The sequence below is a fragment of the Curtobacterium sp. WHRI 8282 genome, assembly GCF_040223925.2.
In the GTDB taxonomy this organism is placed as follows: Bacteria; Actinomycetota; Actinomycetes; order Actinomycetales; family Microbacteriaceae; genus Curtobacterium; species Curtobacterium flaccumfaciens.
On the sequence record NZ_JBEHCD020000003.1, the window covers coordinates 13,684 to 34,089 of the forward strand.

A 20,406-nucleotide genomic window follows, 5' to 3' on the forward strand; every position below is an offset into this window, starting at 1 on the left:
CCCAGGTGGCGCCGAACCCGCGAGAGGAAGCTCCCCCACGATGAGCTCGAAACCCAAACGCCCCCAGCACGTCTTCGTCGTCGACCGTACCGAACGGCTCTCGCCCCACATGGTGCGCGTGCACCTGGGCGGCTCGGCGTTCGAGGACTTCGTCGCCCAGGCCGACCCCGACCGACTCGGCTCGACCGACAAGTACGTCAAGCTCCTGCTCGCCAAGCCGTCGCTCGGACTCGTGCCGCCGTACGACCTCGAGGCCCTGCGCGAGACCCTGCCGAAGCACGACCGCCCCGCCCGCCGCACGTACACGGTGCGTGCGGTCGACCACACCACCAGGACCATCGCGATCGACTTCGTCGTGCACGGCGACGAGGGCCTCGCCGGTCCCTGGGCAGCGTCCGCACAGCCGGGTGATCGGCTCGCCCTGTCCGGGCCCGGTGGTGGCTACGCACCCACCACGGACCCGGCGGTCACGCACGTGCTGCTCGGTGACGACAGCGCCCTGCCCGCGATCGGCGCCGCACTCGAGTCCATGCCCGACTCCGCCACCGGGGTCGCCCTGGTCGAGGTGGCCGGGCCCGCTGACGAGCAGGACCTCCGGCACCCGGCGGGGGTCGACCTGCGGTGGCTGCACCGGGACGCCACCGGCGCCCAGCCGGGCACGCTCCTGCTGGAGACGGCCCGCGGGCTGCCGCGTGCCTCCCGGCCGGTCCAGGTCTTCGCGCACGGCGAGCGGACCGCGATGAAGGCGATCCGTCGGCTGCTGCAGGACGACTGGGGGCTGGAGAAGCGCGAGATGTCGTTGTCGGCGTACTGGGCGCTCGGTCGCGGTGAGGACGAGTTCCAGGAGGAGAAGCGCGAGCCCGTCGGGGTGATCTTCACCGACTGACGGCGGTCTGCGTGCCCGTTCTTTCCCATGGTGGGCGCGATGGCTGGTGGGAACGGGCGTACCTGGTCGGAAGAACGGACCAGGTACGCCCGGTTCGACCAGGGACGCCCGGTACGCCCGGTGCGCGCAGCGGCCGGGAGGCCCGGGGCACGTCGGTGGGTCGGGCTAGCGTTCCGCGCATGGTCACCTCGTCGTGCTGCGTGCCGGGTTGCGCGGGCGTGCTCGCGGACGGTCTCGCGGGAGTCCCCCTGTGCGGTGCGCACGTCGCGTTCGTCGCCGACCTCGCGGCCGAACACCCCGGCATCGAGGACGCCCTGCCCGGCCCGTGCCCGGCGTGCGGTTCGCGGATCGGAGTGCGCTACCCCTCGGGAGTGGTGTGCGCCCGGTGCGAGTGGCGCTGGGGGGAGGTACCGGACGGCGACCTCGCTCCCCCTCGGGTCGACGTCGTCTACTACCTGCGGATGCGCGACGACTTCGGCGACCGCATCAAGATCGGCACGACGATGAACCCCCGGCAACGGCTCGCGGCGATCCCGCACCAGGACCTGCTGGCGTTCGAGCGCGGTGACCGGACCCTCGAACGCCGACGGCACGCCACGTTCGCCGCCAGCCGGTACCCGGGTACCGAGTGGTTCCGGGTGACGCCGGAACTCCTGGCCCACGTGGACACCGTCGCCGCCGGGGTCGACGACCCGTGGGACCTGCACGCCCGGTGGACGAGCGAGGCGCTCGCGCTGCAGGGCTGACGCACGACCGAGCAGGCGGGGCGCCTGCTCAGCCGCCGGGGCGCCTGCTCAGGCGGCCTGCAGCATGCGGTCGGCGGTCCGGAGCGAGAGCGCCATGATCGTCAGCGCCGGGTTCGCGATGACCGCGCTCGGGAACACCGAGTTGTCGGCGATCCACAGGTTCGGGACGTCCCACGAGCGGCCGTCCTGGTCGACGACGGAGGTCTCGCGGTCCGTGCCCATCCGCGCGGTCCCGATGGTGTGCGCCGTGCGTTCGAGCACCCGGACGTCCTGGCCACCGGCAGCCTCGACGATGGTCGTCATCGTGCGGACCGCGTGGCGGCGGATCGCCTCTTCGTTCGAGCCCGGGGTGAACGAGACCCGGGCACGCGGGACACCGTGCTCGTCGAGTTCGTCGGTCAGCTCGAGCCGGTTGTCGTCGTACGGCAGGCACTCGGCGTTGATGCCGACGCCGGCCGAGAACGGGTAGTCCTGCAGCGCCCGGACGAGCTCGGCACCGCGGAGTCCGCCGCCCCGGACCAGCGACGTCGCGAAGGTCTGCGGCTGCACGCCCAGGCTCTGGATGAGGTAGCCGCCAGCGAAGTCGGCGTCCGCCGGTCGGACGAAGTCCTCGGTGATGATCGACGACGGGTACCCGCGGTACGAGCGCATCGACTCGTCGAACCGCGCCCACACCTGGGTGGCTCCGTGCGCGGTGAAGTTCCGGCCGACCTGTCCGCTGCCGTTCGCGACACCGGTGTGCAGCAGCAGCCGCGGCGTCTCGACACCGCCCGCGGCGAGGACGAGGGTCCGGCAGCGCTGGCGGTGCTCGCGCCCGTCGGCGGTGTACAGGACGGCCTCGACCCGTCCCGCCGCGTCGAGCTCGATGCCGTGCACGAAGGACTCCGGACGGATCTCGGCACCGAACGCCACGGCGGCGGGCAGGTAGGTCGTGTCCATCGACACCTTCGAGCCGTTGCGGCAGCCCTGGTGGCAGGAGCCGCAGGACACGCAGGCCTGGCGCAGCCCGTGGTGCTCCTGGTGCCGGTCCTCGGTGGTCAGGCCGACCGGGGCATCGGTCGCGGTGATCCCGGCCGCAGCGGTGCCGCGCATCATCATGTCCGACGAGGCGTTCCGGGCCGGCGGGCGCATCCGGTAGCGACGGGACGGGTCCCACGGGTAGTGCTCGGGGCCGGCGATACCGACGTCGTGCTCGACCTGCTCGATCCAGCCGGTGAGCTCGGCGTGGCTGATCGGCCAGTCCTGCCCCGCGCCGCTCTCGGTCCGCAGTCGCAGGTCGTGCTCGCTCGGCCGCGGGGTGAACGCGCCCCAGTGCAGCGTCGAGCCACCGACGCCCGTGCCGCTGTTGTTGGGGCCGAAGGCGGTGGGGGCTCCGCCGCCGCTCAGCCGCTCGTCCATCCAGTTGATGTCACCGGGGGCGGCGACCTCGTCCGGCACGTGGTCGCCCGGCTCGGTGTTGCGGCCGGCTTCGAGCGCGACGACCGTCAGGCCGCGGCGGGCCAGCGAGGCGAGGAGCGGTGCTCCCCCGGCCCCGGTGCCGACCACGACAACGTCGACGACGTCGTCCGTGCCGTACGTGCGTTGTCCGTCGAGTCTCATCGTGCAGCTCCGGTCGTCGGTGCGGTGTCGATCGTGGTGGCCGTGCCGGGGTCGGCGGGGGCCTCGGGTTCCCAGGCCTCGCGCTGGCCCGCCGCGAGCAGCTGGAAGCCCTGCTTGCGGACGCCGTCACCGCCGTTCGCGTAGCCGTCGAAGTCGATGGCGGCCATGGTGGCGGGGTGTGCGAGCCAGTGCTTCACGAGGTCGACGCTGGCGTCCTCGAACCACGCGCGCAGCTGCTCGGCGTCGAGATCACCGTCGGCGCGGTACCGCCCGGCTGCCACGGACTCGAGGGCCTGGTCGAGCACGCCGTCGCGGGCGGGTGCGGCGAGCACGTCGAGCGCGGCACGGTAGGCCTCGGCGTCCACCGGCAGGCCGTCCGGCCGCCAGCCGTCGCCGAGCCCCGCGGCCAGCTGCGCGTCGACCCGCAGTGCCAGGTCGACCTGGTCGACGCCGGGTTGCGGGACGACGATCCGCGCGACCGCGCGCAGGGTGTCCAACTGCGTCGGCGTCAGCGCGTGGGGTGCGGCCGTCGGGTCGTCGGGCAGGGCGCGCTCGGCGAGCAGGCCTCGGGTCCGGGCGCTGACCCGCGGCGAGGCGATCACGCGGGCGTGCTCCACGGGGACGACCGGCGACCCCGTGACCCGGCGCTGCCAGAAGTCGCGGATGCGCTCGGCCACGGCCTCGGGCTGTTCCCAGGGCAGCAGGTGGGCGGCGCCGTCGACGACGTGGAGCTCGCTGTTCGGCCAGTGCGGCAGGGTCAGGCGACGCTGGGCGTCGGCATCGAGGTCGCCGTCCTCGGCGCCGGCGAGCACCAGGGCGGGCACCGGGTTCGGTGCGGCGTCCGACCAGTCCTCGCGGCTGCCGCGGGACAGCCAGTCCGTCCACGCCGCAGGGTCGGTCCGCTCGACGTCCTGCACCGCCGCACTGTGCCGCGCGGGCGCCAGGGGTGCCGCGGTGTTGGCGGCGACGAACTCCTCAGCGTCCTCGGTGCCGATCGGGCCACCGGCAGCCCACGAGAGCATCGTCCAGCGGCGGTCGTCGTCCATCGGCTCGGGAGCGAGCGGGGACGCGGCGACGAGCACCACGGCTCGCAGCCCGAACAGGCCGTTCGCGCCGGAGATCGTGCGGTCGGCCACCACCGTGGCGACCTTGCCGCCCATCGAGTGCCCGAGGAGCATCCACTCCGTCGAGCCGCTCGCCCCGATCGCGCGCTCCACCAGGACGGCCATCTCCTCGACGGTGGTGCCGGACGACGCCGGGCTGCGACCGAAGCCGGGCAGGTCGATGCCGATCAGGTCGAGGTCGCCGAGGAGCTCAGCGCGCAGCAGCGCGAACTCCTCGGAACTCGCGCCGAGGGCGTGGAGACAGAAGACGGTGGTCACCCTGTATACCTACCCGTCGCTCGCGACCGCTCCCAGCCGGGCCGTACCCCGTGCCGCCGCGCCTGTACCCCGATCGGCGGCGTCACCGGGCGTAGGCGCCGACGAACAGCGCGCCCCGGAGCTCGCGCAGGGTGTCCGCCAGCCGCTCGACGGTCCGGCCGGAGATGCCCGAGACCTGCAGGTCGTAAGGGCCGAGCGCCGGCAGCCGCCCGGTACGGATGCGGACGACCTCCCACCCCACGGCGCGGACGGCTCGGTCCTTCCTGCGGTCGGTCTCCTGCCGGGGTCCGACGTGCTCGAGTCCGTGCCGACCGGTGGAGTCGTACTCGATGGCGACGCGGAGCTCGGGCAGGATGATGTCCGGCCAGGCCTCGACGTGGTCGAAGAACGGGCGGTCGAGCCGGATGGCGGAGTGGTCGTAGGTGAACGCGAACCGCTCGGACAGCATGCCCCGGAGTTCGGCTTCGACCGCCGAGGCCGTCGCCGGGGCGCAGACGCTCGTGAACGACTCACCCGACGGCAGCCGCGGGGTCTTCGGGCAGATCGTGCGGGGAACGGACTGGGTGGCCCGACGGGGTGCACCACCGGCCGACCCTGCCGAGCCTGCTGAGCCGGCGGACCCGGCGACGGGCCGACGAGAGCCGGCACGGCTCGACGCGACGGCTCCGGCCGGGACCCCGCGCACCGGAGCCGCGGGCAGGGTCTGTCGTCCGGCACTCCGGACGACCCGCTGCGGCACGGGCACCGTCCGGGGCCAGTCCGACGGCAGCACCGGCCACCGCTGGGGCTGGGCCTGCACCGCGCACTCGGGGCACCACACGGAGCGGCGGCGCTCACGGCCCGGACGGGACCGCTGTTCGGACGGGGTCGCGACGAAGACGTGCCCGACGTCGCACTCCCAGGTGAGCAGGACCTCGGCCGCCGGGGGGACCTGGGTCAGGACGACGCCGTGGTTCCAGTCGGGGTGGTACTGCCGGATGAGCACCGGGTACGGCGCCCAGTCGGCGCGGAACTGCCCGACGGCGTACGGCACCGCTTCGCCGCGCGACCACTGTCGGCGGCGCCACCACGCATCGACGGGTTCGGCCACGCCACCACGCTAGGAACGACCACCGACACCCGCCGCACCAAGCAACGAGCAGCGCCACCGACACCCGCCGCACCAAGCACGTCGACTCAGGAGGCCAGCGCGTGCTTCACGTAGGCGACCAGGGCGTTCGCGTGCCCGTGCCCGAGGCCGTGCTCGGACTTGAGCCACCCGACGACCTCCATGTGCTGGTGGCCGTCGAGCCGGTCCGCGACCAGGTCGAGCCACTCCTGCACCGGGCGCCCGTACGTCGCCTCGATGCTCGGGAAGTACGACGCCGGACCCTTCACCTTGGTGCCGTCCGCCGGGGGCACCGGGGCGGTCACACGATGCGCTGTCATGGCGCAACGGTAGCGCTCCGTCGGCCGTCACGGAACGTCACGCGGGGCAGGCGTTCTGTGACGCCGCGTTGCGCCGGATGGCCGGGTGTTGCGTCGCGTGGCGGGGTGTTGCGCGAGGCGTTGTCGGCGCCGCCCGGGCCTCCTACGGTCGCGACATGACCGACACCACCAGGGCCCCGCAGCGGGAGGCGACCAGCGTCGACGACGCGGGCCGGACGCCTGAGCCGAGCCGCGCCTCCAGGCCGGAGACCGCGACCATCGACGCGGCCGGACACGCCGCACTCGACCGCCCCGTCGTGCCGCTGCGCCACCCGCTGCGGTGGATCGCCGCGGCCCTCGTGCTCGTGGTGCTGCTGAACTTCGTCGAGACGCTGTTCACCAACGAGCAGTGGGGCTGGCCCGCCGTCGGCAAGTGGCTGTTCAGCCCCGCCGTCCTGACCGGACTGCAGCTGACGCTGACGGCGACGGCGCTGAGCGCGGTGATCAGCTTCGCCGGCGGTGTGGTCGTCGCGATCGCACGGCTGTCGCGGAACCCGGTGCTGTCCGGGCTCGCGTGGGGGTACGTCTGGCTGTTCCGGTCGGTGCCGCTCATCCTGGTGCTCGTCTTCCTGTACAACCTCGGGTCGCTGTACCCGACCATCGGCATCGGGATCCCCTTCGGGCCGCAGTTCCAGGTGCCGACCGCCAACGTGCTCGGCGACCTAGCGATCGGTGTGATCGGGCTGAGCCTCAGCGAGATCGCCTACGCGTCGGAGATCGTCCGCGCCGGCGTGCTCGCCGTCGACCACGGCCAGCACGAGGCCGCGCAGGCGCTCGGGCTCCCCCGTCGCCGGCAGTTCGTGCGGGTGATCCTGCCGCAGGCGCTGCGGTCGATCGTGCCGGCGTTCGTCAACCAGGTCGTCGGACTGCTGAAAGCCTCGTCGCTGCTGTTCTACGTCTCGCTGCTCGACCTGTTCGGCGTGGTGCAGAACCTGTCGAGCACCTACCCGACGGACATCATCCCGCTGCTCGTCGTCGCCACGATCTGGTACCTCGTGCTCACCAGCGCGGTCTCGATCGTGCAGTACTACGTCGAGCGCTGGACGGCCCGCGGTTCGGTCCGGGCGTTGCCGCCCACGCCGTTCCAGCGGGTGCGGGCCGCCGTGCGTCGCGGTTCCGGACGTGGGTCGGGACGGCCTGGAGGCCCGGATCGCCCCCGGCAGGCCGCCTCCGCCGCGCGCGTGGTCGCGTCCGGCCCCGCTTCCACCATCGACGACAGGACCATCTGATGAGCGCAGCGATCAGCATCCACGGGGCCGTCAAGGCGTTCGGCGACACGGTCGTCGTCGACGGCGTCGACCTGTCGCTGCCGTCCGGCAGCGTGACCGTCGTCCTCGGCCCCTCCGGTTCCGGCAAGTCCACGCTGCTCCGGGCGATCAACCACCTCGAGCCGCTCGACCGCGGGGTCGTCACCGTCGGCGACGAGACGATCGGCGTCCGACTCCGGACTGGCCGCGACGGGGTCCCCCGCTGGAAGGAGCTGCCCGAGCGGCACATCCTGCGGCAGCGGTCCCGGATCGGCTTCGTGTTCCAGCACTTCAACCTGTTCCCGCACCTCACCGCGCTCGAGAACGTGGCCGAGGGGCCGATCGCCGCCGGAGTCCCCCGTGCCGTGGCGCGCGACCGCGCGGCGGCCCTGCTCGAGCGCGTCGGACTCGGCGACCGTGGCGACACCCGGCCGCGGCAGCTCTCCGGCGGGCAGCAGCAGCGCGTGGCCATCGCGCGGGCGCTGGCGCTCGAGCCGTCGGTGGTCCTGCTCGACGAGCCGACCTCGGCGCTCGACCCGGAGCTCGTCGGCGAGGTGCTCGGGGTCATCCGGGGGTTGGCGGACACGGGCACCACGCTCGTCATCGTCACGCACGAGATCGCCTTCGCCCGCGAGGTCGCCGACCACGTCGTGTTCCTCGACCACGGGCGGGTCGTCGAGCAGGGGCCGCCGGCCCAGGTGCTCGACGACCCGCAGCACACCCGCACGCGCGACTTCCTGTCCCGCGTCCGCTGACCCCTGACCCGATCCCTGATCCCCGCACGCACCCCAAGGAGAACCATGTCCACGATCACCCCCGCCCGCTGGCGCAACCGCGCCGGCTTCCTCGTCCTCGCAGCCGGCGTCGTCGTCGCCCTCGCCGGGTGCTCGGCGGGCGCTTCCGCCGACACGAGCGGCGCACCCGACGGCTCCGTCACCATCGGCGCCGCCTCGAACGGTGCGGCGAAGGAGACGACCCTCGAGGTCACCGAGGACCCGAAGCTGCACGACGCGCTCCCCTCCGCCGTCCGGAAGTCCGGCAAGCTGACGATCGGCGTGGGTGCCCTGCCCGCCGGGTTCCCGCCGCTCGCCTTCACCGGTGACGACCAGAAGACGATCACCGGCTCGGAGCCCGACCTCGGACGGCTCGTCGCCGCGAAGCTCGGGCTGCGCGCTGACGTGCAGAACGCCACGTGGGACAACCTGTTCGTCGGCATCGACAGCGGCAAGTACGACGCCGGCTTCTCGAACGTCACGGTCACCGAGCAGCGCAAGGAGAAGTACGACTTCGCCTCGTACCGGCAGGACAACCTGGCGTTCCAGGTGCTGGCCTCGAGCTCGCTGCGGTTCGACGGCGACCCGTCCGTGCTCGCCGGGAAGACCCTGTCCGTCAGTTCCGGCACGAACCAGGAGAACATCCTGCTCGAGTGGCAGAAGGAGCTCCGGTCCAAGGGCAAGGACTTCACGATCAAGTACTACCCGGACGGCAACGCGGTCAGGCTCGCACTCGACTCGGGCAAGATCGACGCCTACTTCGGTCCGAACCCGACGATCGCCTACCAGAACACGCAGAGCAAGAGCACCGCGAAGCCGACGAAGACCGCGGGCACGTACTCCGGCGCCGGATCCTCGTTGCAGGGGCTCATCGCCGCCACGACGAAGCGGGACAGCGGCATCGCGAAGCCCGTCGCGGCGGCGATCAACGAGCTCATCGAGGACGGCACCTACGCGAAGTGGCTCGCGGCCTACAACCTGTCGAACGAGGCCGTGAAGACGTCCGAGGTGAACCCCGAGGGTCTGCCGCTCGACAACAGCTGAGGCCGCGCGCCCCGGTTCGGCGCATCGGGGCCTGGTGCTGATGCCTGGTGCTCGTGCTTGGTGCTGATGCAGAGCGACACCGTCGAGGTCGTACGACCTCGGTGGTGTCGCTCGTTGCGTGCGCGGGCTTTCGCGGACGAGCAGGAACGACGATGTCGACGTCGTACGACTGCGACGATGTCGCTCGGGACGCACCACTCGAGCTGTGCTCGCCCCGGAACACGGGACGGGTCCGCGACGCCACCACGGTGCGGACGGGAGGCCCGTGGCGGCCTGGCACCGTGCCTCCCGTCCGTACCGTGCCCGGCTCCGCACCCCGTGCCCGGCCCGCACCCCGTGCCCGGCCCGCACCGTGCGCTGCGCGCACGAACGACTCCGTCGCTGTCGGACGACAGCGACGGAGTCGTTCCGCGTCGGTCAGCGCGCGGCGGCCGCCGGCTCCCGCAGGTCGGCGCGCCGCGCCCACTCCGCGGCGAGCAGCTCGTAGGAGCGCACCCGGGCGTCGTGGTCGTGCGCGATCGTCGTGACGAGCAACTCGTCCGCTCCCGTGACCCGCCGGAGCGTCTCGAGCCGTCCCGCGACGTGTGCCGGGTCGCCGACGAACCGGGTCGCGAGCCGGTCCGCCACCGACGCGGCGGCCTCGTCCGGCAGCCGCGTCGCTCGAGCCTCGTCCGGGGTGGGGTACTCGATCGCCCCGACGCCGGAGCGGATCGAGTGCACCCACTGGGCGTACCCGGTCGCGAGCTCGTCCGCCTCGGCCGCGGTCGGCGCCACGAGCACGTCGGCCGACACGATGACGTGCGGCGCGTCGAGCACGCCCGGGCGGAACGCGTCGCGGTAGGCCTGCACCGACGCCAGGACCGTGCCGGGCGACGTGTGGTAGTTCGCGCCGTACGGCAGGCCGAGCGCGCCGGCGATCCGGGCACTCTCGCCGCCGGTGGAGCCGTGGATCCACAGCTCGACGGCGGCACCCCCGGCCGGCGGGGCCTCGATCACCGCACCGTCCCGTGACCACGTTCGGGCGAACAGGCCGCGGATCAGGTCGAGTTCGCCCGCGAACCGGTCGACGTCGCCCGGCACCCGGCCGAGCAGCTCCCCCTGCAGGGCGAACCGGCTGCCCGGCGCGATGCGGAACTCGAACGGCGCGGGGACGAGCAGGCCGTCGACGACCTGGTCGGTCCGCGGGGCGAGCGACGGCGGCTTCGGGGCGCCGGGAGCCGGGGCGCCGGACCGGCCGAGCCCGAGGTCGATGCGCGGCCCGTACAGCGCGGCGAGCGTGCCGAAGGTCTCGGCGATCTGCAGCCCGCGGACGTTGCCGACCAGGGTCGCGGCGCTGCCGACCCGGATGGTCGAGGTGGCGGCGGCGACCGCACCGATGACGATCGTCGGTGCGCTGCCGGCGACCCCGGGGTTGAGGTGGTGCTCGGCCAACCAGTACCGGGCGTACCCGGCACGTTCGGCACGCTGCGCGAGGTCGACCGTGTTCGCCAGGGCCTCGGCGGGGGTCGACCCGCTGCTCACCGGCACGAGGTCGAGGACGGAGAGCGGGACCCGGCTCATGCGAGCACCCGCTGCCGGTCGAGGACCCGTCCGGGCAGGTCGAGCGTCTGGCGGAGCGTCGCCCCCTCGTCGTACGACTGCCGGTACACGCCGCGCTCCTGCAGCAGCGGGACGACCCGGTCAACGAACTCGTCGAGCCCGTACGGGTTGGTGTGCGGCACGACGACGAAGCCGTCGGTGGCGCGCTCCTGCACGTACCGGTCGATCTCGGCGGCGATGTGAGCGGGCGTGCCGACGAAGCCGCCACGGGTGGAGGCGCGGATGACCAGGTCACGGATCGACAGGTGTTCGGCCGCGGCGAGGTCACGCCACGACTGCACCAGCGCGGGGACGTCGCGGGTGTGGCGGACGCGGCCACGGGTGATGTCGGCGCTCTCCAGGTCCGGCTCGACCGAGGGCAACGGCCCGTCGACGTCGTACGACGACAGGTCACGGTTCCACACCTGTTCGAGGAACGCGATCGCGGTCGCCGGGCTGACCTGGGCACGGCGGATGGCCAGGGAACGTTCCTCGGCCTCGTCCGCCGTGTCGCCGAGCACGAAGGTCGCGCCGGGCAGGATCAGCAGCTCGTCCTTCGACCGCCCCACCCGCTCCAGGCGCTCGGTGACGTCGCCATAGAACGACCGTGCGTCGTCGAACTCGGTGTGCAGCGAGAAGATGACCTCGGCGTTCGTGGCGGCGAGGTCGCGCCCCTCGTCGGAGTCGCCGGCCTGCACGATCACGGGGTGCCGCTGGGGACTGCGCGGGACCGGGAACGTGCCGGTCACGTCGAACTGCGGGCCGTGGTGGTCGACATCGTGGATGCGGGACCGGTCGGCGAAGGCCCCGGCGGCCAGGGTCCCGGCGGCGCCCGACCCGTTCGCCACGATCGCGTCCGACTCCCACGAGTCCCAGAGCTCGCGCGACAGCTCCACGAACTCGGCGGCTCGCGTGTACCGGTCGGCGTGGTCGAGGAATCCCCCACGGCGGAAGTTCGCACCGTGGAACGCGTCCGAGCTCGTCACGACGTTCCAGCCGGCGCGGCCGTCGGTCAGGTGGTCGAGCGTGGCGAGCTGCTTCGCGAGTTCGACGGGCTCGTTGAAGGTGGTCTGCAGCGTGCCGACGAGCCCGATGTGCTCGGTGACCCCGGCCAGCGCGGCGAGGATCGCGAGCGTGTTCGGGCGCCCGACGACGTCGAGGTCGTGGATGCGTCCCTTCTGCTCGCGCAACCGCAGCCCCTCGGCGAGGAACAGGAAGTCGAAGAACCCGCGCTCAGCGTTCCGGGCGAAGTGCTCGAACGACGAGAACGCGATCTGGCTCTCGGCGCGGTCGTCGCTCCAGACGGTGGTGTTGTTGACGCCCGGGAAGTGGGCGGCGAGGTGGACCTGACGCTTGGCGCTCATGCTGAGACCCCCGAGGAGACGGAACCGACACCGGAACCGACACCGGCACCGGTGACGGCAGGACGCGCGTACCGGCTGACCGCCGGCGCGATGCCGAGCCGCGTGCGCAGGTCGGCGGTGGGACGGGACGCCACGTCGGCGCGGAGCCCCGCGGTGACGAGCGCCGGGACGAGCTGCCTGGCGATGGCGGTCGAGTCGATCGGGATGCGCAGCGGACGGAGCCGGACGCCGGCGTACCCGAGTGCCCGCAGGTCCCCGATCCGTGCCACCAGGTCCGGCACCGTCGTCGCGAGGACGGACGTGTCCGACCCGGAGCCGGCGGCGTACCGGGTACCGGCTGCCGCGTCGAGTGTGGCGAGCTCGTCGGCGGCGGCTGCCGGCGACGACCCGATGAGCACCGCGAGGTCCGCGAGGACCGGACGACGGAGGTCGGACCCGGCCGTCTGCTCGGCGTCACGGACGAGTGCCACCGCGTCCTGCGCCTCCAGGCCGTCGAACCCGGGCGTGACCAGCACGACGTCCGCGGCGTCCACGGCGAACGCCGCCGCGTCGGAGCGGTGCGCGAGCGAGAAGACCGGCGGCCGCCCCTGCGGCGACCGCGGCACGATCGACGCGCCGTGCACCGAGACGAACGAACCGGTGAACGCCGCGTTGTGGATGCGGTCGCGGTCGATGAAGCGGCCGGTCGTGACGTCGCGGATGATCGCGTCGTCGTCCCAGCTGTCCCAGAGGCGGGAGACGACCTCGGCGGCCTCGCGGGCCTCGTCGAAGAGCGTGGCTGCGTCGTCGCCGCCGGGGCGGCGGCCGAACAGCGCGGCCTCGCGGGTCGTCGGGCTCACCTGGATCCGCCACCCGGCTCGCCCCAGTGAGACGTGGTCGAGGGTCTGGAGGCCCGTGGCGACGTGGAACGGTTCGGTGTGCGTGACCGAGACGGTCGGCACCAGACCGATCGCGCGGGTCGCGAGGGCGACCGCGTTCGCGACGAGGAGGGCGTCGAGGCGGCCGACGACGGTCGACGTGTCTAGGTCGCCGTCGGGGTCGGTGGGGCCGGCGGTGAACGAGTCCTCAAGGGTGACGGCGTCGACGCCGAGCCGGTCCTGCTCGACGACGACGTCGCGCCAGTGCCGGAGGCTCGTGAGGCGCTGTGCTGCCGGGCCGGCAGCGCGCCAGGCGGCGGGATGCCAGCCGGCGCCCTGCAGCGCGGTGACGAGGGTGATGCGGTCGGGCAGGGTCATGGGGCGACGCTAGGACGGTTCGGCCGGACGGCGAAGCGGTGTTGCGGAACGTGACCGACGGTGTCGCCGTGTGACGCGCGGCGGGCGGGCGGCGCGAGGCGCGGCGTCGCTCGGTGCGCACCTCGCGCCGTGCGAGGATCGCCGGATGGTCTCGTCGTTCCTGACCCACGCTGAAGTGGTGGTCGACCCCGCGGTCCCGATCGAGTCGTGGGGGCTGTCACCCGAGGGACGCGTCCGGGCCGCCGCCGCACACCGGCTCGCGTGGGCACCGGGCTCCCGGCGGATCGTCTCGAGCACCGAGCGCAAGGCCGTCGAGACCGCCGACCTGCTCGCCAGCGCCGTCGGGCTGTCGGTCGAGCGCGACCCCCTGCTGGGCGAGATCGACCGGAGCGCGACCGGCTACCTGCCGCCGTCCGAGTTCGAGGCCGTCGTCGACGCGTTCTTCGCCGCACCCGAGCAGTCGGTCCGCGGCTGGGAGCGGGCGATCGACGCCCAGGATCGCATCGTCACGGCCGTCCGCCGGCACTGCGCCACCGGCGACGTCACGATCGTGTCGCACGGTGCGGTCGGCGCGCTGCTCCTGGCCCACCTGCGGGGCGTCCCGATCACGCGCGCCCTCGACCAGCCCGGCATGGGCAGCGTCTTCCGCTTCGACGGGCCCGCCTGGCGGGCGACCAGCGGCTGGAGACGCGTCCCCGCGACCTGACGGGAGGCGCGGGGCGGGGCCGCCACGGGCCTCCCGTCCACCGCCTGCGCGGCCCGACCGCCCCGCTCGTCAGACCACGCGGGTCGCGCCCGTGACGGGTCCGGGGGCGGCGTCCTCGTCGTCGGCGTCGTGCAGGGTCCGTTCGGCCTGCCCGAGCAGGTGGTGCACGGCGAGGCCGATCGAGCGGGCACCGACGACCGCGACGAGCACGCTCAGCAGCGCCAGCAACACGGCGGTGGGGATCCAGGCGGACGGCAGCGCGAGTGCCCGGAACCACTCCACTGCGGCGGTGGCGACCGCGGCGGCCGGGAACACGAACGACCAGAACCCGAGCGAGAACGCCAGGCGGACGTACCGCGGCAGCAGGGCCAGCTGCACGAGGACCATCAGGACGCCGAGGCCCGCGATGGCCTGCACGGGCAGGGTGACCGCTCCGTCGGTGAGGGCGAACACCGACAGGGTGGCGACCGCCGGCGGCGCGACCAGGATCGCCATCGTCGGCACGAGCGGCCCCGGCAGCGCCGGGCGGAACGCCAGCCGGATGAGCAGCAGGCCGGTCATGACGCCCCAGAAGAACACGCCGACGCCGAGGGCCGGCCAGGACAGCCAGCCGACGCCGACCTCGTGCGTGGCGACCGAGGCGACCAGGGCCGCGGCGACGGTCGGCAGCAGGTAGCCGCCGTGCACGGACTCCAGGGCGAGCCGGCCCTCGAACCAGGTGCTCAGCAGCCAGGCGGCGAACCCGGCCGCGGTGGCCACGGCGGCGAGCACGACGACCTGCCCGGCGACGGGGGCGAACCGCGCGAGGTCGACGCCGAGCAGCATCGCGGTCGCGGGCACGAGCGCGGCGATCGGCCCCTGCGCCGGGTGGCGGAGCTGGTCGACGAGCCGTTCGCTGACGCGTGCGCCCCGGACGGCGTGCGCACCGAGCAGCCACACCCACGCGACGGCCGCGATCGCCCAGAACACCTGCGGCACCACGGTGGGCAGGTGCAGCACGGGGGCGGCGTACGACCACGTCTCGGCGAAGCCGGCGAGGCCGAATGGGACGGCGAGGGTGTTGAGCGGGATGCGGGAAGTGGGTCGTGGCATGGCTCCCCCATTCTCCCGGACGGGTCGGCTGCGTTGGTGCGCGCCCGGGGGCCGCGCGTGCTCCGCGGTCAGGCTGCGGGTAGTTGCTCGCCCGCCTCGATCGCCACGTCGAGCCGGTTCTCGGCGGGCGGCAGCGGACAGGTCGCGTGCGGGGTGTACGCGCACGGCAGGTTCGTCGACCGGTTGAAGTCGATGCGGGTGGCACCGTCGGCATCCGGTGCGGCGATGTCGAGACTCCGGTTCGCCGCGTACGTCGTGACTCCGCTCGTGCGGTCGGTGAACAGCACGTGCAGGCCGCCGGCGTGCCCGTTGAACGCCAGGAGCAACCGCGGCCCGTCGAGGTCGAACGTCAGGACCCCGGGGGCCTCGTACACGTGCAGCAGGCCGTCGACGACGCTGCCGACGGTGACCTCGCGCGGGGTGTCGAACGGCTCGAAGTGCGCGTCCACGACGAAGTGCTCAGCGGGGGCGTACGCCGGGGTGCCGTGGTAGCCGACGCGGGTGGGGTTCGACGGGTGCCGCGGGCGCAGCAGGTCGCTGCCGCCTCGCCGGGCGACCTCGATCACCACGGTCTCGTCGCCGTCGCGCCACACCACGTTCGTGCTCGAGCGCTCGGGCAGCGGGCCGAACCGGTGCGTCCCGGTGACCTGCTGCCCGTCGACCTCGATCGTCTCGTCCTCGGCCAGTGCGACCACCGGGCCGTCCTCGTCCGTCGACCAGCTGCCCGGTGCGTCCTCGAACGGTTCCGGCGTGGCGGTGAGCCAACGGATGCTGGTGATCGCGAGGAACCCGTGCTCGCTCGCCCGGGCCTGCTCGTGGTCGTCGTGCCACGTGGTCCACGTCTCGGCGAAGGTCGTGGTGGTCGGTGTCGTGGCGTTCGCCGGGGTCGTCGTGCTCATGGGTCGACCGTACGACGCGTGGCCCGGCGGCGCGACGATCGTGTCGCCGTGCGTCGGCGGGGGGCGTGCGTGCGGGCGGTGGCCGGGGCGCGCGCGGGGCGGGCGGTGGGCTGGTCGACGAGGAACGACACCGTCGACGTCGTACGACATCGATCCTGTCGTTCGGACGCGCCTGCAACTGTCCGCGCACGCAACAGGCGACCGAGTCGGTGTCGTACGACATCGACCCTGTCGTTCGGCGTCCGCACGAAGCCGTGGACGCGGAACGTAACGGGCCGGACCCCTCGTGGCAGAGTGGCACTGCAGCGCACCGCGAAGCCTCGCGCGCGGCCCCCGACTCCCGACAGTCCGCACCCATCGAGAGGAAGGCAGCGCATGCCCTTCGAGAACACCGACCGCATCCAGGCCACCACCGCCGGATCGCTCCCCCGCACCCCGGAGCTCATCGCCGCGAACGCCGCACGGCCCGTGGCCGCCGATGGCTTCACACTCGAGACCACCGACGAGGTCCGGGCCCTGACGAGCGCGGCCGTCGACGACGTCGTCGCCCGGCAGACCGCGCTCCGCATCACGCAGCCCGGTGACGGCGAGTTCGGCAAGGCGATGTCGAACAGCGTCGACTACGGCGCCTGGTGGGGCTACTCGTTCCAGCGCGTCAGCGGCCTGAGCCTGACCGACGAGAACATCTTCTCGCAGCAGCCGGTCCAGTCCACGCCGGGGAACATCCGGCTCACGAGCTTCCCGGACCGCCGCGACTGGACGATCTTCCACGACGCCTACACCGACCCCGAGTCGGGCATCGGCACCGGCAAGAACGCCACCGCGTTCCCGACCACCACCGGCCCGATCACCTACACCGGCCACGAGGCCGCGGCCACCGACGCCGCGAACCTCAAGCACGCGGTCGAAGCCGCCGGCGCGGACAACGGCTTCATCACGGCGCTCTCCCCCGGCTCCGCCGCCCGCATCGCGAACGAGCACTACGCGACGGAGGAAGAACACATCTGGGCGTGGGCCGACGCCCTGCGCGAGGAGTACACGACGATCCTCGACGCCGGCCTCGTGCTGCAGATCGACGACCCCTCGATCGCCGAGAACTGGGACCAGATCAACCCCGAGCCGAGCATCGAGGACTACCGCGCCTTCACCCGCATCCGTGTCGAGGCGCTCAACCACGCGCTGCGGGGCCTCGACACCAGCCGCGTGCGCTTCCACCTGTGCTGGGGTTCCTGGCACGGCCCGCACACCACCGACATCGAGCTCCGCCACATCGTCGACCTGATGCTCGACATCGACGCCGGCGCGTACTCGTTCGAGGCTGCGAACGCCCGCCACGAGCACGAGTGGACCGTCTGGCAGGACGTCACCCTGCCCGAGGGCAAGGTCATCGTCCCCGGTGTCGTCGGCCACGCCACGAACGTCGTCGAGCACCCCGACCTCGTCGCGCAGCGCATCGAGCGGTTCGCCTCGGTGGTCGGGCGTGAGCGCGTCATCGCCGGCACGGACTGCGGCCTCGGCGGCCGCGTGCACCCGCAGATCGCCGCGGCGAAGCTCGAGTCCCTCGGCGAGGGTGCCCGGCGCGCGAGCGCGAAGCTCTTCTAGCCGTCCGTTCCTTCCCAGAACGGCTGCGATACCTGGCGAGATCGGGCGTACCTGTCCCGAAGCACACGGCAGGTACGCCCGGTTCCGCCAAGTACGCCCGGTTCGTGCAGGTACGCCCGGTTCCGGCAGGTACGCCCGGTTCCGCCAGGTACGCCCGGTTCGGGGAGGTACGCCCGACTGTGCACGCACGCACGCACGGGCGGACGGGAGGCACGGTGCGGGGTGGCACCGTGCCTCCAGGCCGTCAGCGGCGTCGGCCCAGGGCGACGGCCGCGATCGCCACGAGCGCTCCGGCCCACAGCACGGGGCGCGTGACGCGCCGGCGCTTCGCGACCCAGCCGCCGTTCGTCGCGTTCGCGGCGTCGGCGGGAGCGTAGAGGTTCCCGTCGGTCGGGGCGCCCTTGCCACGCAGGGCGAACGTCTCCACCATCGGCTTCGTGATCTTGTGGAACAGGCCCGGGAACACGTACTGCAGCGGCACGAGCGACGCCTGGATCCGTCCGACGAAGCGGTAGCGCTTGGGGTGCGTGGCGGCCTGCACGACGGCACGGCCGGCCCGCTCGACCGAGACGGTGGGCGGCAGCGGGTGCGAGGTCTTGCCGGTGTAGTTGGCACCGTTCTGGTAGATCGGGGTGTCGATCGTGGACGGCAGCAGTGCGGTGAACCTGATGCCGGTGCCCGCGAACTCGTCGCCGAGCACGTCGACCAGGCCGAGGGCCGCGTGCTTGCTCGTGACGTACGCCGACTGGTACGGCGCCGAGAGCAGCGACTGGATCGAGCCGACGAGCACGTAGGTGCCCTTCCCGCGCTGCTTCCAGTGCGGCAGCAGGTGCGTGACGGCGTTGAGGTGGCCGTACAGGTTCGTGTCGACGACGCGCTTGAACGCCTCGGTGGGGGTCTGCTCGAACAGGCCGTAGACGAACAGGGCCGCGTTGCCGACGAAGACGTCGATGCGACCGAAGCGGGTCGTCACCGTGCCGATGAGGTCCTTGACCTGGTGCTCGTCAGCGACGTCCGTCGGGATCGCGATCGCCTCGGCGCCGAGCTTCCGGCACTCGGCGGCTGCGGCCTCGAGCGAGTCGTGCCCGCGTGCGGCGAGCACGAGCGTGGCGCCCTGCCGGGCGAACTCGTGTGCGGCAGCCCTCCCGATGCCGCTCGATGCTCCGGTGATGACGACGATCTTCCCGCGGTACCGATGTCCCATGTGTCCTTGGTACCCGGCCGTGGTCCGTTCCCGCACAGCCGGGTCGTACCCCTGCACGCGGTGCGAAGATGGAGCATGCGCAAGGACGACCTGACCGTCGACGAAGCCGCGGTCATCGCCGAGCACGCCCGCTCCGGTGTCCTCGACGTCGACGACCCCGAGGTGCGGAAGGTCGTCGAGCAGGCGAACCGGGTGCTGGTCCGTGCACAGATGTGGGGCGAGGAGCGGAGCCCGAAGCTGCGGCGTCGCCGACGGCTCATCGCGGTCGGCGCCCTCGTGATGGTGCTCGTCTGGGTCGCGGGCCTGCTCGTGCCGCTGGCGATGCGCTTCGGCTGACCCGTCCGTCGGCGCCGGCTGCGGTGTGCGCGGGGCGGATCAACCACGGTGCGGCCCTGGTCTGACTCGTCCGGATGGTGCATGATCCGACGACCACACCACCATCGCGCTGCAGGGAGCACGACATGGACCAGCACATCGATCGACGGCGCTTCATGACGCTCGGACTCGCCGGAGCCGCGACGACCGCCCTCGGCGCGACGGCGATCGGCGCGGACGGGTCGGCGCAGGCAGCGACCACGGCGGCTGCCGCCCCTGTGCTGCTCGCCGCCGACGAGTTCGACGGCCCGGCCGGCAGCGCGCCGAACCCGGGGATCTGGCGGTACGACCTGGGTGCCGGCGGCTGGGGCAACGCCGAGCTGCAGACCTACACGGACTCGCGGCGGAACGCGGCGCTCGACGGTGCCGGCAACCTCGTGATCACCGCACACCGCGAGGCCGACGGCTCGTACTCGTCGGCCCGGCTGAAGTCCGAGAGCACCTACACCGCGCAGTACGGCCGCATCGAGGCGCGGATCCGGATCCCCCGCGGTCAGGGCATCTGGCCGGCGTTCTGGATGCTCGGCGCGGACATCGGGCAGGTCGGGTGGCCGGCGTGCGGGGAGATCGACGTCATGGAGAACGTCGGGTACGAGCCGGGGATCGTGCACGGCACGGTGCACGGGCCCGGGTACTCCGGCGCGCAGGGCATCTCGGCGGCGTACACGAACCCGTCCGGAGCAGCCTTCGCCGACGACTTCCACGTGTACGGGGTCGACTGGCGCCCCGGCTCGATCACCTGGACGGTCGACGGTGTCGCGTACCGGACGCTCACCCGGTACGACGTCGGCTCGGCCCCGTGGGTGTTCGACAAGCCGTTCTTCGTGATCCTCAACGTCGCGGTCGGCGGGAACTGGCCGGGTTCGCCGGACGCGTCGACGCGGTTCCCGCAGCAGATGACGATCGACTGGTTGCGGGTCCACCAGAACGCCTAGCCGGGACCGCGCAGCCGACCCGGTCGGTCCCGCGCTGCCCGCTCAGGGACGGCGGTTCGCCCGGGCGACGAGCCACAGGTAGGTGCTGTGCCCGACCAGGGCGAGTCCGAAGAACACCGCGGCGACCGCGTACACCCGGTCGAGCTTGCCCTGCCCGATCACGAGCATCACGACGCAGAACGCGACGGCGATCGCGAGGACACCGACCTGCACGGTCGACCAGATCCGTCGGAAGCGCGGCATGCCCGTCTCGTTCACGCCACCCATTCTGC

Annotated in this window: 20 protein-coding genes; 9 read left to right on the top strand and 11 right to left on the bottom strand. The window is 72.9% G+C overall.

Annotated elements, in window-relative coordinates; genetic code table 11:
* Nucleotides 1-40: 40 nt before the first annotated feature.
* A complete protein-coding gene (locus tag ABRP24_RS10930) occupies nucleotides 41-886 on the top strand; it encodes a siderophore-interacting protein (protein ID WP_110863873.1) in 846 nt (281 codons plus the stop codon).
* Nucleotides 887-1,065: 179 nt separating this feature from the next.
* Nucleotides 1,066-1,632 carry a GIY-YIG nuclease family protein gene (locus ABRP24_RS10935; protein WP_301601313.1) on the top strand — a complete coding sequence of 189 codons (567 nt, stop codon included), beginning with the start codon at nucleotides 1,066-1,068 and terminating at the stop codon, nucleotides 1,630-1,632.
* A gap of 48 nt (nucleotides 1,633-1,680) precedes the next feature.
* Here ABRP24_RS10935 and ABRP24_RS10940 read toward each other — a convergent pair whose 3' ends face one another.
* The 4 genes from ABRP24_RS10940 to ABRP24_RS10955 form a co-directional block, all read right to left on the bottom strand.
* Nucleotides 1,681-3,231: a GMC family oxidoreductase gene (locus ABRP24_RS10940; RefSeq protein WP_301601312.1), complete on the bottom strand. Its 1,551-nt coding sequence runs from the start codon at nucleotides 3,229-3,231 to the stop codon at nucleotides 1,681-1,683.
* Nucleotides 3,228-4,613 carry an alpha/beta hydrolase gene (locus ABRP24_RS10945; protein ID WP_349848166.1) on the bottom strand — a complete coding sequence of 462 codons (1,386 nt, stop codon included), beginning with the start codon at nucleotides 4,611-4,613 and terminating at the stop codon, nucleotides 3,228-3,230. The genes ABRP24_RS10940 and ABRP24_RS10945 overlap by 4 nt, the downstream gene beginning before the upstream one ends.
* 82 nt (nucleotides 4,614-4,695) lie before the next feature.
* A complete protein-coding gene (locus tag ABRP24_RS10950; RefSeq protein WP_349848168.1) occupies nucleotides 4,696-5,703 on the bottom strand; it encodes a hypothetical protein in 1,008 nt (335 codons plus the stop codon).
* Between the two features lie 86 nt (nucleotides 5,704-5,789).
* On the bottom strand, nucleotides 5,790-6,041 hold the full coding sequence (locus tag ABRP24_RS10955; protein ID WP_214522219.1) for a DUF4287 domain-containing protein: 252 nt from the start codon (nucleotides 6,039-6,041) through the stop codon (nucleotides 5,790-5,792).
* 155 nt (nucleotides 6,042-6,196) lie between these two features.
* On the opposite strand from ABRP24_RS10955, the gene ABRP24_RS10960 reads away from it, so the two are divergent.
* The 3 genes from ABRP24_RS10960 to ABRP24_RS10970 are packed head-to-tail and all read left to right on the top strand — an operon-like array spanning nucleotide 6,197 to nucleotide 9,144.
* On the top strand, nucleotides 6,197-7,309 hold the full coding sequence (locus ABRP24_RS10960) for an amino acid ABC transporter permease (RefSeq protein ID WP_349848170.1): 1,113 nt from the start codon (nucleotides 6,197-6,199) through the stop codon (nucleotides 7,307-7,309).
* The gene (locus ABRP24_RS10965) at nucleotides 7,309-8,082 is read left to right on the top strand and encodes an amino acid ABC transporter ATP-binding protein (RefSeq protein ID WP_349848172.1); all 774 of its coding nucleotides are present in this window, start codon (nucleotides 7,309-7,311) and stop codon (nucleotides 8,080-8,082) included. The genes ABRP24_RS10960 and ABRP24_RS10965 overlap by 1 nt, the downstream gene beginning before the upstream one ends.
* A gap of 45 nt (nucleotides 8,083-8,127) precedes the next feature.
* Nucleotides 8,128-9,144: a transporter substrate-binding domain-containing protein gene (locus tag ABRP24_RS10970; RefSeq protein WP_349848174.1), complete on the top strand. Its 1,017-nt coding sequence runs from the start codon at nucleotides 8,128-8,130 to the stop codon at nucleotides 9,142-9,144.
* A gap of 417 nt (nucleotides 9,145-9,561) precedes the next feature.
* Here the strand turns inward: ABRP24_RS10970 and ABRP24_RS10975 are convergent, their stop codons facing one another.
* Genes ABRP24_RS10975 through ABRP24_RS10985 form a run of 3 tightly spaced genes read right to left on the bottom strand, consistent with a single transcriptional unit; the run spans nucleotide 9,562 to nucleotide 13,321 of the window.
* The gene (locus tag ABRP24_RS10975) at nucleotides 9,562-10,704 is read right to left on the bottom strand and encodes an LLM class flavin-dependent oxidoreductase (protein ID WP_349848176.1); all 1,143 of its coding nucleotides are present in this window, start codon (nucleotides 10,702-10,704) and stop codon (nucleotides 9,562-9,564) included.
* The gene (locus ABRP24_RS10980) at nucleotides 10,701-12,086 is read right to left on the bottom strand and encodes an NtaA/DmoA family FMN-dependent monooxygenase (protein WP_349848178.1); all 1,386 of its coding nucleotides are present in this window, start codon (nucleotides 12,084-12,086) and stop codon (nucleotides 10,701-10,703) included. The genes ABRP24_RS10975 and ABRP24_RS10980 overlap by 4 nt, the downstream gene beginning before the upstream one ends.
* Entirely contained in the window at nucleotides 12,083-13,321 is a 1,239-nt protein-coding gene (locus ABRP24_RS10985; RefSeq protein WP_349848180.1) for an LLM class flavin-dependent oxidoreductase, read from the bottom strand. The genes ABRP24_RS10980 and ABRP24_RS10985 overlap by 4 nt, the downstream gene beginning before the upstream one ends.
* 145 nt (nucleotides 13,322-13,466) lie before the next feature.
* On the opposite strand from ABRP24_RS10985, the gene ABRP24_RS10990 reads away from it, so the two are divergent.
* Nucleotides 13,467-14,027: a histidine phosphatase family protein gene (locus ABRP24_RS10990; protein WP_349848182.1), complete on the top strand. Its 561-nt coding sequence runs from the start codon at nucleotides 13,467-13,469 to the stop codon at nucleotides 14,025-14,027.
* Nucleotides 14,028-14,096: 69 nt separating this feature from the next.
* Here ABRP24_RS10990 and ABRP24_RS10995 read toward each other — a convergent pair whose 3' ends face one another.
* Nucleotides 14,097-15,119, bottom strand: coding sequence for a transporter (locus tag ABRP24_RS10995; protein ID WP_138803204.1), 1,023 nt, complete (start codon nucleotides 15,117-15,119; stop codon nucleotides 14,097-14,099).
* A 68-nt stretch (nucleotides 15,120-15,187) separates the two neighbouring features.
* Nucleotides 15,188-16,018 (bottom strand): DUF1684 domain-containing protein, encoded by an 831-nt coding sequence (locus ABRP24_RS11000; RefSeq protein WP_349848184.1) that lies wholly within the window; start codon nucleotides 16,016-16,018, stop codon nucleotides 15,188-15,190.
* A gap of 375 nt (nucleotides 16,019-16,393) precedes the next feature.
* Here ABRP24_RS11000 and ABRP24_RS11005 point away from each other — a divergent pair, with 375 nt between their 5' ends.
* Nucleotides 16,394-17,620, top strand: coding sequence for a cobalamin-independent methionine synthase II family protein (locus ABRP24_RS11005; protein WP_349848186.1), 1,227 nt, complete (start codon nucleotides 16,394-16,396; stop codon nucleotides 17,618-17,620).
* A 244-nt stretch (nucleotides 17,621-17,864) separates the two neighbouring features.
* On the opposite strand, the gene ABRP24_RS11010 is transcribed toward ABRP24_RS11005, so the two are convergent.
* Nucleotides 17,865-18,824 carry an SDR family NAD(P)-dependent oxidoreductase gene (locus tag ABRP24_RS11010; RefSeq protein WP_349848188.1) on the bottom strand — a complete coding sequence of 320 codons (960 nt, stop codon included), beginning with the start codon at nucleotides 18,822-18,824 and terminating at the stop codon, nucleotides 17,865-17,867.
* Between the two features lie 75 nt (nucleotides 18,825-18,899).
* Between ABRP24_RS11010 and ABRP24_RS11015 the strand changes: the two genes are divergently transcribed.
* Together ABRP24_RS11015 and ABRP24_RS11020 are read left to right on the top strand one after the other, a co-directional pair.
* Entirely contained in the window at nucleotides 18,900-19,160 is a 261-nt protein-coding gene (locus ABRP24_RS11015) for a hypothetical protein (RefSeq protein ID WP_027465422.1), read from the top strand.
* 125 nt (nucleotides 19,161-19,285) lie between these two features.
* Nucleotides 19,286-20,134 carry a glycoside hydrolase family 16 protein gene (locus ABRP24_RS11020; RefSeq protein ID WP_349848190.1) on the top strand — a complete coding sequence of 283 codons (849 nt, stop codon included), beginning with the start codon at nucleotides 19,286-19,288 and terminating at the stop codon, nucleotides 20,132-20,134.
* Between the two features lie 42 nt (nucleotides 20,135-20,176).
* Here the strand turns inward: ABRP24_RS11020 and ABRP24_RS11025 are convergent, their stop codons facing one another.
* Entirely contained in the window at nucleotides 20,177-20,392 is a 216-nt protein-coding gene (locus ABRP24_RS11025) for a hypothetical protein (RefSeq protein WP_138803199.1), read from the bottom strand.
* Between the last annotated feature and the right edge of the window lie 14 nt (nucleotides 20,393-20,406).

Bases quoted from the DNA above. Each gene is read 5' to 3' on its own strand.
- ABRP24_RS10930 (WP_110863873.1), top strand. From the start codon at position 41: ATGAGCTCGAAACCCAAACGCCCCCAGCACGTCTTCGTCGTCGACCGT.
- ABRP24_RS10935 (WP_301601313.1), top strand. From the start codon at position 1,066: ATGGTCACCTCGTCGTGCTGCGTGCCGGGTTGCGCGGGCGTGCTCGCG.
- ABRP24_RS10940 (WP_301601312.1), bottom strand. From the start codon at position 3,231: ATGAGACTCGACGGACAACGCACGTACGGCACGGACGACGTCGTCGAC.
- ABRP24_RS10955 (WP_214522219.1), bottom strand. From the start codon at position 6,041: ATGACAGCGCATCGTGTGACCGCCCCGGTGCCCCCGGCGGACGGCACC.
- ABRP24_RS10960 (WP_349848170.1), top strand. From the start codon at position 6,197: ATGACCGACACCACCAGGGCCCCGCAGCGGGAGGCGACCAGCGTCGAC.
- ABRP24_RS10965 (WP_349848172.1), top strand. From the start codon at position 7,309: ATGAGCGCAGCGATCAGCATCCACGGGGCCGTCAAGGCGTTCGGCGAC.
- ABRP24_RS10970 (WP_349848174.1), top strand. From the start codon at position 8,128: ATGTCCACGATCACCCCCGCCCGCTGGCGCAACCGCGCCGGCTTCCTC.
- ABRP24_RS10975 (WP_349848176.1), bottom strand. From the start codon at position 10,704: ATGAGCCGGGTCCCGCTCTCCGTCCTCGACCTCGTGCCGGTGAGCAGC.
- ABRP24_RS10980 (WP_349848178.1), bottom strand. From the start codon at position 12,086: ATGAGCGCCAAGCGTCAGGTCCACCTCGCCGCCCACTTCCCGGGCGTC.
- ABRP24_RS10985 (WP_349848180.1), bottom strand. From the start codon at position 13,321: ATGACCCTGCCCGACCGCATCACCCTCGTCACCGCGCTGCAGGGCGCC.
- ABRP24_RS10990 (WP_349848182.1), top strand. From the start codon at position 13,467: ATGGTCTCGTCGTTCCTGACCCACGCTGAAGTGGTGGTCGACCCCGCG.
- ABRP24_RS10995 (WP_138803204.1), bottom strand. From the start codon at position 15,119: ATGCCACGACCCACTTCCCGCATCCCGCTCAACACCCTCGCCGTCCCA.
- ABRP24_RS11000 (WP_349848184.1), bottom strand. From the start codon at position 16,018: ATGAGCACGACGACCCCGGCGAACGCCACGACACCGACCACCACGACC.
- ABRP24_RS11005 (WP_349848186.1), top strand. From the start codon at position 16,394: ATGCCCTTCGAGAACACCGACCGCATCCAGGCCACCACCGCCGGATCG.
- ABRP24_RS11010 (WP_349848188.1), bottom strand. From the start codon at position 18,824: ATGGGACATCGGTACCGCGGGAAGATCGTCGTCATCACCGGAGCATCG.
- ABRP24_RS11015 (WP_027465422.1), top strand. From the start codon at position 18,900: ATGCGCAAGGACGACCTGACCGTCGACGAAGCCGCGGTCATCGCCGAG.
- ABRP24_RS11020 (WP_349848190.1), top strand. From the start codon at position 19,286: ATGGACCAGCACATCGATCGACGGCGCTTCATGACGCTCGGACTCGCC.